Origin of the sequence: Flavobacterium sp. (genome assembly GCF_044357305.1) — a bacterium.
Classification (GTDB): domain Bacteria; phylum Bacteroidota; class Bacteroidia; order Flavobacteriales; family Flavobacteriaceae; genus Flavobacterium.
Genome location: NZ_JBIKPS010000049.1, coordinates 1 through 3,259, shown reverse-complemented (window position 1 = coordinate 3,259; position 3,259 = coordinate 1). Strand labels below are relative to the sequence as shown.

The following is a 3,259-nucleotide window of genomic DNA, read 5'->3' as shown; positions in this document are numbered from 1 at the left end:
GTTGGAGATTTTAAATTTACTCGTAAGCATTATTTAGCCGCCGAAATTGGAAACGAAAATAAAACGGTTGCCGACGATCAATTAAATTTTACCACTAAAGGAACCTATATTAAAGTAGGATTTGATTACAATTCGTATGAAAATTGGCTAGGGATGAACAACATGATATATGTTGGTATGCGTTATGGTGTTAGCTCCTTTAGTCAAACCTTAAACAGCTATTCTATTTATTATGCCAATAATTATTTTCCGAAGCCAACGATTGAGGCGGGTACTAAATACGATGGCTTATCTGCACAATGGATTGAAGTTGTTGCTGGTGTCAAGGCAGAAATGTTTCCTAATTTTTATGTGGGATTTAGTCTAAGAATGCATAATTTAATTACCAATAAGGTTCCAGATAATTTCGATAACCTTTATATTCCTGGTTTTAATCGAACCTATGGCGGTAATTTTGGCGCAGGATTTAATTATACTATTTCTTATTTTGTGCCTTTGTACAAAACGATTCTTAAAAATAAAGAAAAAGGTAAAAAATAATTTTTACTTATTACTTTTTTTCGCTTTCTCTTTTTCTTGTTTTTTAAAATATCCTCTAAACAAAAAGTTGTGTTTCAGTGCTTCTAAATTTTCATTTAATCTACTACTTGCTTGATTAATATTACTCATCGTTGAATCTATTTGTTTAACTAGTTTTGGATCGTTAGATAAGTAATTTAATGCGCCCTTTCCGTCTTTCATATTGGCAATTGTTTTATTTATTTGCTCACTAGATTTTTCTAAATTGGCAATAATAACTTTAATTTTTCTGCCAACTAAAGTGTCTTTTAGAGTTCCAATAACATTATCTTTATTATTTAAACCGACAATAATATTATTTAACGTAGCCATCGATTCCGAAGTGATTTTGGTGGTAACTTTTAAATTATAGACAGTTCTTTTTAAATCTTGACTCATAACGGTGTCGTTAATTAACATGCCGATAGTCCCTTCTTTACTACTAATCTGATTCGTGATTTTAACTAAGTTATCTGTAATTACTTTTGCATTGGCACTAGTAGAATTAATGGTTTTTAATATTTCATCGGTGGTGGTTTTATTTTCTGAAAGGATAATATCTCCAGCAGAAACCACTTCGGTAGATTTTTTTCCTGGAATAATATTTATAATCATATTTCCCACTAAACCATCCGATCCAATAGAGGCTAGCGCATCTTTTTTAATATGAGAAACAACATCGTTTTCTATAGCCATATCCACTCTAATTACCGAATCGTTTAGTATAACTATTTGTTTTACGGTACCCACATTAATTCCTGAAAATCGAACATTATTTCCGGTTTGCAATCCGTTAATGTTTTTAAAAACAGCACTAATTTGGATAGTTTGGTTAAACATATCCTTCTTGTTTCCAATAAAATATACCGTGGTGATGAATAATAAAGAACCTAGAATAACAAATATTCCTAGATTAATTTTTTGTGAGGTTGATTTTTCCATTTGGGTATTTATTTAAAAAATGCTTGAATTTTCGGATCTTTGGATGCTGCTAATTCTGCAAAGGTTCCTTCGGCATAATTGACGCCGTCTATTAATAAAATCATTCTATTGGCAATTACACGAGCACAGTCGATATCGTGGGTAATAATTATAGAAGAGGTCTTGTATTTTTCTTGAATGGTTTTCATAAGCAAAATAATTTCTTTGGATGTAATGGGGTCTAATCCCGTTGTTGGTTCATCATATAGGATTATTTTTGGTTGTAAAATTAATGTTCTAGCTAATGCGACTCTTCGTTTCATTCCCCCAGAAAGCTCGTTTGGCATTAGGTTTATAGTGTTTTCTAAACCTACGTTTCTTAATGCTTCCAATACTAAAGGGGTAGTGTCTTCTATAACACCAAATTTTTTGGTGTGTCTACGTAATGGAAATTCCAAATTTTCGCGAACTGACATCGAATCGTATAAGGCACTTCCTTGAAAAAGAAAACCAACTTCAGTTCTAATTTCGTCTAAATCTTCTGTTGAAATACTGTTCATGTCCTTTCCCATAATTAGAATGGAGCCACTGTCTATTTGCTCCAAACCAATAAGGCATTTAATCATTACTGATTTTCCTGAGCCGGATTTCCCCATAACTACTAGGTTTTCGCCTTCCATAAGATTGAGATGAAATCCATCTAAAACGTGGTTAGTTCCATAGCTTTTGTGCAGGTCTTTGATTTCAATAATTGGTTTTATGTTGGTATTGGTGCTCATAAATCATAAAAAATATTAGTTACAAAAACCGCCACAAAGTCTATTATAAATAGTAACATAGAAGTATAAACCACAGCAGCATTGGCAGCTTGGCCTACTCCAACAGTTCCTTTTTTACAATTATAACCCTTAAAACAACCTACCAGCCCAATAGCAAAACCAAAAAAGAAACTTTTGAAAGTTGCGGGTAATACATCACTGAATTCTAAGATATTTATTACTTGATTAGAATACAAAACAAAAGAGACATCACCCTTCATGCTTTCTACTAAATAGGATCCATAAATAGCAATTGCATCTCCAAAGAAAATCAGAATTGGCAACATAAAAGTTGTGGCTAATATCCTAGTGACTACCAAATATTTGAATGGGTTGGTACCCGAAACTTCCATAGCATCAATTTGCTCGGTAACCCGCATGGAACCTAATTCGGCGCCAATACCCGATCCAATTCTTCCAGCACAAATTAGGGCAGTAATAATAGGTCCGATTTCTCGAATTATGGACACACTTACCATGGACGGTATCCAAGAAGCCGCACCAAATTCTTCTAATGTTGGGCGGGATTGCAAGGTAAAAACTAGTCCGATGATGAATCCAGTAACCCCTACAAGCACCAAAGATCTATTGCCTATATAGTAACATTGGCGAAGAAATTCTTTAAATTCATAAGGTGGCTTGAAAACTTCTTTAAAAAAATTCCCAGTAAAATAAGAAAGTTCCCCAACTTCTAGTAAGAATGCTTTAAGTGGTTCTACTATTTTGACAATGAGGTTCATAGTTGAAAATTATTTATTACAAATAATAATAATCTTATTCTCAAATTTACGATTATTTATTTAATAATCAATGAGGTATTTGATTTATAATTATAAAAAAAAATCCGTTTCAACTTAATTGAAACGGATTTTATAGATTTTGCCAATTATTTATTTAATGAGAATCTTTTCTTTATAAATAGCAGTTCCATCAGTAACTTGCAAGATGTAGACACCTTTGTT

Annotated in this window: 4 protein-coding genes; 1 reads left to right on the top strand and 3 read right to left on the bottom strand. The window is 32.4% G+C overall.

What is annotated here, in order from left to right:
* Window positions 1-540 (top strand): DUF6048 family protein (locus ACIQ2J_RS14750; RefSeq protein ID WP_396171249.1); only part of this gene is annotated, 540 nt, incomplete at its 5' end.
* A 3-nt stretch (window positions 541-543) separates the two neighbouring features.
* Here the strand turns inward: ACIQ2J_RS14750 and ACIQ2J_RS14745 are convergent.
* From ACIQ2J_RS14745 to ACIQ2J_RS14735, 3 genes are read right to left on the bottom strand one after another with little or no spacing between them, the layout of a single operon-like run.
* The gene (locus ACIQ2J_RS14745; RefSeq protein WP_396171247.1) at window positions 544-1,500 is read right to left on the bottom strand and encodes an MlaD family protein; all 957 of its coding nucleotides are present in this window, start codon (window positions 1,498-1,500) and stop codon (window positions 544-546) included.
* Window positions 1,501-1,508: 8 nt separating this feature from the next.
* Complete coding sequence (locus ACIQ2J_RS14740; protein WP_396171245.1) at window positions 1,509-2,258, bottom strand: ABC transporter ATP-binding protein; 750 nt, start codon at window positions 2,256-2,258, stop codon at window positions 1,509-1,511.
* Window positions 2,255-3,037, bottom strand: coding sequence for an MlaE family ABC transporter permease (locus ACIQ2J_RS14735; RefSeq protein ID WP_396171243.1), 783 nt, complete (start codon window positions 3,035-3,037; stop codon window positions 2,255-2,257). Before ACIQ2J_RS14735 ends, ACIQ2J_RS14740 begins: the two co-directional genes overlap by 4 nt.
* Window positions 3,038-3,259: the final 222 nt, after the last annotated feature.